Annotated in this window: 7 protein-coding genes; 5 read left to right on the forward strand and 2 right to left on the reverse strand. The window is 41.5% G+C overall.

The annotated features are described in order from the left end of the window. Window positions 1-164 precede the first annotated feature (164 nt). Window positions 165-857 (reverse strand): SDR family NAD(P)-dependent oxidoreductase, encoded by a 693-nt coding sequence (locus B3Y13_RS03950; RefSeq protein ID WP_296019717.1) that lies wholly within the window; start codon window positions 855-857, stop codon window positions 165-167. A 6-nt stretch (window positions 858-863) separates the two neighbouring features. Beyond that, on the reverse strand, window positions 864-1,640 hold the full coding sequence (locus B3Y13_RS03955; RefSeq protein WP_296692824.1) for a VUT family protein: 777 nt from the start codon (window positions 1,638-1,640) through the stop codon (window positions 864-866). 178 nt (window positions 1,641-1,818) lie between these two features. On the opposite strand from B3Y13_RS03955, the gene B3Y13_RS03960 reads away from it, so the two are divergent. The 5 genes from B3Y13_RS03960 to B3Y13_RS03980 all read left to right on the forward strand — a co-directional run bounded on the left by B3Y13_RS03960 (window position 1,819) and on the right by B3Y13_RS03980 (window position 6,615). Beyond that, window positions 1,819-3,741 (forward strand): ribonuclease catalytic domain-containing protein, encoded by a 1,923-nt coding sequence (locus B3Y13_RS03960; RefSeq protein WP_296692825.1) that lies wholly within the window; start codon window positions 1,819-1,821, stop codon window positions 3,739-3,741. A 54-nt stretch (window positions 3,742-3,795) separates the two neighbouring features. Continuing rightward, a complete protein-coding gene (locus tag B3Y13_RS03965; RefSeq protein WP_296019709.1) occupies window positions 3,796-5,121 on the forward strand; it encodes an aspartate kinase in 1,326 nt (441 codons plus the stop codon). Between the two features lie 370 nt (window positions 5,122-5,491). Continuing rightward, window positions 5,492-5,734: a 30S ribosomal protein S16 gene (gene rpsP, locus B3Y13_RS03970; protein WP_234969880.1), complete on the forward strand. Its 243-nt coding sequence runs from the start codon at window positions 5,492-5,494 to the stop codon at window positions 5,732-5,734. Window positions 5,735-5,754: 20 nt separating this feature from the next. Beyond that, window positions 5,755-5,988, forward strand: coding sequence for a KH domain-containing protein (locus B3Y13_RS03975; RefSeq protein WP_078930370.1), 234 nt, complete (start codon window positions 5,755-5,757; stop codon window positions 5,986-5,988). 3 nt (window positions 5,989-5,991) lie between these two features. After that, entirely contained in the window at window positions 5,992-6,615 is a 624-nt protein-coding gene (locus B3Y13_RS03980) for a ribosome maturation factor RimM (RefSeq protein WP_296019700.1), read from the forward strand. The last annotated feature ends 4 nt before the right edge of the window (window positions 6,616-6,619 follow it).

Raw genomic sequence — 6,619 nt, forward strand, 5'->3', positions numbered from 1 at the left:
TGGAAAGATGCAAGTTCTTTGACTTGGAAACAGAAGTAAATATCTGTGAACCAGAAATCGAAAAGAAATGGTAATCAGAACGCTGTTTATATAAACGGCTGATAAAAAATCCCGGTGTGAAAAACATTTTACATCGGGATTTTTTTTGCTTACGGCTTATAATTTTACCATACAAATAAGTCTGCGCAGTTTCGTTCTCCGCCAGAAACATCGATTGCCTGTCCTGTGCAGAATTTGTTTATTACTGTAAGAAAGTAAATCCAGTCGGCGGCTTCTTGTGCGCTTGCCCAGCGTTTTAGAGGGGTTACGTCCATGATTTTTTGCCAAAGCTCATTGTTTTTTATGACATTTTCGTTTAATTCTGTCATCACGCCTCCAAAGCATACTGCGTTGCAGGTTGCGCGGTATGAATTTGCAAGGCGAATTGCACAGTTTTTCATGTAGCCGATTATTCCTGCTTTTGAAGCTGCGTACGAAGGAAATTCGTTTCCTGTAAGAGCGGAAACAGAGGCGTTGAAGAGCACTGATTTAATTTTTGGCTGAAACGCGTATTTTTGAGTTACAGCCATCGTGCCGATAAGATTTACCTGAATGTCTTTTTCTCCACCTGTCAAAGCCGGAGTTTGAATTCCTGCGTTGTTTACAAGAATTTCAACGTCAGGAATTTCCGGAAGAGAAGATGGGGCGGAAATATCTGCTGTAAAATGAGAATAATTTTCCTTATTTTTCGCATCATGGCTTTTTGAAATTGTGTCTGATTCAATATCCAATCCGATTACATTAAATCCTTCCGAAAGAAATTTTAAAGCTGCGGCCCTGCCGATTCCCCGGCTTGTTCCAGTGATTAAGACTTTCATATTTGATTATGCCTGTTTTTTCTGATATTCAAGATATTCGTTGCCGACATTTTCCTTTTCCCACTGGCGCACTACTTTCCAGCCAAGTCCGGAAAAAACAACTTCGCACAAAAGTTCAAAAAACGCTCCTATTGCAGAGCAGACGATAACCTGAGTCCAGCTCCAGCCAAAGAAAATTTTTGAAACGGCTGTTGCAAAGATAAAATTGTCTGCAAACTGGGCAATTGCCGTTGAAATGTAGGAGCGCAGTGCGAAACTGAAAAAATTGTTTTTTTTGAGAAAAGAACCGATTGCTGTGTTTAAGAGCGCATTTATTATTGAAGAGGTGATGAAGGCAAGGGCCGAGCCCAAAACAACGTACCACGAACCGCCGAATGTCGCGTTTAACGCGCGGTTTACTTCTTGATTTTCTGTCGTGTAAAATTCGCCCCACATTCCAGGCGCTTTTGAGAGAAGGGCAAAAATAAGGCAGACAGAAAGATTTACTGCAAGCGCGAGAATCGAAACTTTGATGGAAGCTTTTGCTCCCCAGCGTTTGCAGATTATGTCCATGCACAGGAACATTATCCAGCTAAAAGTAAATCCGCAGTCAAGGGCAATGTACTTGAAATTTACGAGTTCTTTGTTTGCCATTAAGTTTGCGCAGACAACCGACAGAATAAACAGTGAAACTGTAAGTGAAGGAATGTTTCGCAGGAGAATTTTAAAATCTTTTATTTCCTGCATAAGCTTTGAAGAGAGTTTTTTCATAAGAACGATGGACGCAAAAACGTCCGCCTCCATAAGAATTTTGATTTATAAAGCGCAGGAGAATTATGAGGAATCATAAACTGCGCAAAAACGACTTTATATTGTTTGCTCTAAAAAGGCAAGCCGTGTTTGCATTTTGCCATAATAGTTGCTCATAAAATTTTTGTCGATTGAAAAACCGCCCTGGNNAAAATTGCCTTAGGTGGGCTATATGCAAAAAAAATCCGTTGTAATTTATAAAAGTTTTTGTGCTCTTGTAGAAGGCGAAGAGTCTTCCAAAATTTTAGTGAGCTGGTGTGTTTCTAGAGCTACTTTGTCAGGAAAAAAAGCAGTTTACGCAAGTCAGAAAGTGCGTCCGCGCGATATAATTTTGTTGAGCGAGAATCCAGCTTCTTCACTGGAAAATTGTCTTGATTTTGCAGAAAACGCTTTAAAGCCGGAGAGTCAGGTTCAGAATCAGATTGCAGAAATTTACGAGCTTTTGAGCAGCGAAAACGAAACTTCATCATCATTTATGCCCTTTTCTGAGCTTGTAGAATTGATTCGCGGAAAAATTGCCGCCGATGAAGCTTGGGGCGTCTATTGCGCTTTAAAAAGCGGATTTTATTTTGAAGAAAAAATCGATAATTCTGACATTGAATGTCCAAAAATTCTTTTTATTCCTCGTTCTGTCGAAAAAATCGAAGAATTAAAAAACAAGGCTTTTGAAAAAGAACATGCCGAAGAAATGCGTGCTGCCTTTATAACCAGATTGCGCCAGGGAAAACTTGATTTGCCTGCTGACGGAAAATATATGCAGGAAGTAGAAGCATTTGCGCTTTGCAAGACGGACAGCTGTAAAATTTTAAAAGATGCGGGAATGAAAGAAACTGTCGAACGTGCCCACGAAATTCTTTTAAAAACTGGAATTTGGGATATTACAAAAAATCCTTATCCTTTGCGCTGGGGGCTTAGCACAAAGAGCGCAAAATTGAGCCTTGGACGTCCGCCGGAAGAAGACAGGGTAAAAGTTGAGGGAACAAGTTATGCAATCGATTCTGAGTGGTCTGCAGACCCTGACGACGCGATTTGTTTTGACGGTGAATACCTTTGGGTTCATATAGCAGATCCTGCAAGCACTGTTTTGCCTGACAGCCCGATTGATATTTGTGCAAGAGGACGTGGAGCGACTTTATATATTCCTGAAGGTGCGGCTAGAATGTTGAGCGAGGACTGCCTTGAAGATTATGCGCTGGGATTAAAAGAAATAAGCCGTGCCCTGAGCTTTAAAATTAAGCTGAATGAAAATTGCGAAATTGAGGACTGCGAAATTTTGCGTACGATTGTTGATGTAAAACGCCTGTCTTACAAAAAAGCCGATGAGCTAAAAGACAGCGCGGAACTAAAACCTCTTTTTGAAATTGCCAGAAAAACAGCCGAGCGGCGCAAAAAAAACGGCGCTGTTTTTATCGAAATGCCAGAAATTCACGTTGTTGTTGAGCCAGAGACAAAAAAAGTCAGCATGGAAGAAGTTGTGCATTACGAGAGCGGAGAGGTTGTGCGCGAATGTATGATTCTTGCAGGTGAAGGAGCGGCAAAATTTGCCTTTAAAAACAATATTCCTTTTCCATTTATAAGCCAGGAAGCGCCGGATATTCCTGCTGTTTTGCCGGAAGGACTTGCCGGACAATACAGGCTCAGACGTTGCATGCGCAAGCGAAATGTCGGCGTAACTCCGTCTTCTCATGCGGCGCTTGGTCTTGGAATGTACAGCCAGGTAACTTCGCCTCTTCGCCGTTACGGAGATTTAATCGGACACGAGCAGTTGCGCGCATTCATAAAAAATGAGCCTTTAATTGACAAAGATACAATGCTTATGAGAGTTGCCGCTGGAGATGCCGCGGCGAGAGCTGCAAGGCAGGCAGAAAGAAACAGCAATACACATTGGACTTTGGTTTATCTTTTGCAGAATCCTGGGTGGAGCGGAAACGCAATTTGCCTTTCTAAAGAGCAAAAACAGTCAATTTTTTTAATCGAGGAACTCGGAATGGAAACCGCAATTGCCGGTGTAGACTGTGAATTGAACGGCAAAATTACTGTAAAAGCTGAAAAAATCGACTTGCCGGCTTTGAGCGTTGTTTTTGTTAAAGTCTGACAAAAAAAATACTGTAGTTGTGCATTAGTTTTTAATTCATTATAATTTCCAAATATGATAGTAATGAAATTTGGCGGTTCAAGTGTTGCTGACGCCGAAAGAATTAAGCACGTTGCCTCTATTATTCAGGCTTATGAAAATGAACGTCCGCTTGTTATTTTGAGCGCAATGGGCGATACAACGGATCATTTGCTCGAAGCGGCCGATTTGGCTGTAAACGGAAAGGTTGACATTTCGAAGGTTGAAAAACTTCACCTCGATACTGCCAGAATTTTGGATGTTGATGTTCCTGCGATTGAAGAGCTTTTGGGCGAATTAAAAACTTTGCTCACCGGAATTAGCATGTTGCACGAGCTTTCTAAGCGTTCACGAGATTATCTTGTAAGTTTTGGCGAGAGAATGTCAGTGCGCTTGATGTCGGCATATCTCAACAAGCAAAATATTCCTGCAAAATTCTACGATGCTTGGGATGTGGGCTTTGTTTCAGATTCAAATTTTATGAATGCGGAACTATTGCCGGACGTATGGAAAAATATTCCGGAGAAACTTGCTGCTTATAAAAACGGCGAACAGAAAGAAATTCCGATTGTTACAGGTTTTATTGCAAAAGACAAAAACGGTGTGATTACAACCCTCGGCCGTGGCGGTTCTGACTTGTCTGCAACTATGCTTGGCGCTGCTCTTGGCGTTGATGAAATCCAGACTTGGAAAGATGTTGATGGAATTTTGACGACAGATCCGCGGATTGTAAAAAATGCGCGTCCTGTTCCAGAAGTTACTTATGAAGAAGCTCAGGAACTTGCGATGTTTGGGTCTCAGGTTTTGCATCCACGCTCAATGATCCCATGCCGAAAAACAGGAACTCCAGTCCGCGTAAAAAATTCATACAATATAAAGAGCGAAGGTTCTGTAATCCGTGCAAAACACAGTGGAAAGACCCCGCGCGTTCTTGCGATTACAAACGTTAAAAATGTAGATTTGATTGATATTCAGTCAAACAGCATGTTCGGCGCATGTGGATTTTTGGCCCATGTGTTCAACCAGTTTTTAAAATGGAATGTTGTTGTTGATGTGATTGCGACTTCAGAAGTTTCTGTTTCTCTTACAGTAAATGGAAATTCTAAACTTGACGGACTTGTTGAAGACTTGAAAAAAGCGGCAGATGTGACTGTAAAAAATGAAAAGGCTATCGTAACGATTATTTGCGATGCCTCTTCGTCAAGTTCGATTCTTGCGGACGCTTTTGCGGCGCTTAAAAAAGAAAATATCAACGTTCAGATGATTTCTCAAGGCGCAAGCAAGGTTAATATAAGTTTCCTTGTTGACAATTCTCAGGCAAACACAGTTGTTCAGATTTTGCACAAGGCATTGTTTGAATAGTCAAGAAGTTTAGTTTTTTATAGCTCCGGATTTGCTTGTTTCCGGGGCATTTTTTTTAGCTTTTGCTTGGGCGCAAAACCCGTTTATTTACGTGTGTGCTATAAAGCTCACGACCGGGCTTTATAGCCCGGATTGGAGCCCCGGAGTTGCCGGAACGGCAATGAGCGCTAGCGAAGGGCGGAAAGCCGGTTTGTGCGGAGATGCGCTCCAAATAAAAAATATCGGTTATAAACTTGAAAATCTTTAGTATGCTATATTGATTAAATCTATACAAAAGAATAAAATATTCTGCATTCTACACTAGTGTTATTATGCTCGTGAAGAAAAAAATAGCAATTTTAGGACTTAAATAAGTCCTTTGGAGGATAAAGTGGTCAAAATCAGACTCAAGAAATTCGGTACAAAAAAGCGTCCAGCTTACCGTATCGTAGTGCAGGATTCACGCAAACCACGTGATGGCACAACAATCGAAGAGATTGGAACTTACGATCCAATCGCGGCGGGAGAACAGTTTTCTGTAAAAGAAGATCGTGCAAAGTACTGGATCAGTGTTGGCGCTCAGCCTTCAGACACTGTACGCAAACTTTTCAGCACAAAAGGCCTTAACAAATAACTGAACTGGAGTAACGGGGAATGGAAAAAGACCTGATTGAATACATTGCAAAATCATTGGTCGATGATCCCAGTGCAGTCTCGGTAACTGAAACCGAGGGTGAGCGTGGTCCTGTTTTGGAGCTTCGTGTTGCCCAGGGTGATATTGGTAAGGTGATCGGTAAATACGGCCGTATTGCAAAAGCTTTGCGTACTGTTTTAAGTGCGTCTGCTTCAAAAGACGGAAGACGTTATAGTCTTGAAATCTTGGATTAGTTAATGGCAGAACAGACTGAACAGTTTATTGTAGGATTTATCCGCGGTTCTCATGGAATTTCGGGTAATATGAAAGTAGAAAGTACTTCCGGTGAATTTGAGCATTTCTATTCAATGAAGGAGGTAACTTTAAGGAACGGTAAGACAGGAGACTCAAAACTTTGTAAGGTTGAGTCGGTTAGTGAAGGCGCCGGTACCTTGTATTTAAAACTCGTGGGAATAGACTCACCCGAAGATGTTCGTAAGCTCAGCGGATGGCAGATTGTAGTACCACGGAAATATGCCAAAAAACTCGGAAAAAACGAGTGGTATATTGAAGACCTTAAAAATTGTGCCCTTAACTTTTATCCTGAACAGGGCGATGACGGATTGGCAGTTTGGACTGCGCCTGCTGTGGGTAAACCTGTAACAGTGGGAACAATCACAGACGTAATTGAAGGCGGTTCTGGAAATCTCCTTGAGATTTTACTGGCCGAGAACTGTGACTTGCTTGTTCAAAACGTCAAATATCTTGCAGACGGGAAAACAGTGAAAACGGTTTACGTTCCATTTAATCCTAAGTTCGTAAGAAATATTGACATAAAAAACAAGTGTATCCAGTTGATGCACCTCTGGATTCTGGAGTAATTCC

The organism is Treponema sp. UBA7567 (assembly GCF_002476655.1).
Taxonomy (GTDB): Bacteria; Spirochaetota; Spirochaetia; order Treponematales; family Treponemataceae; genus Treponema_D.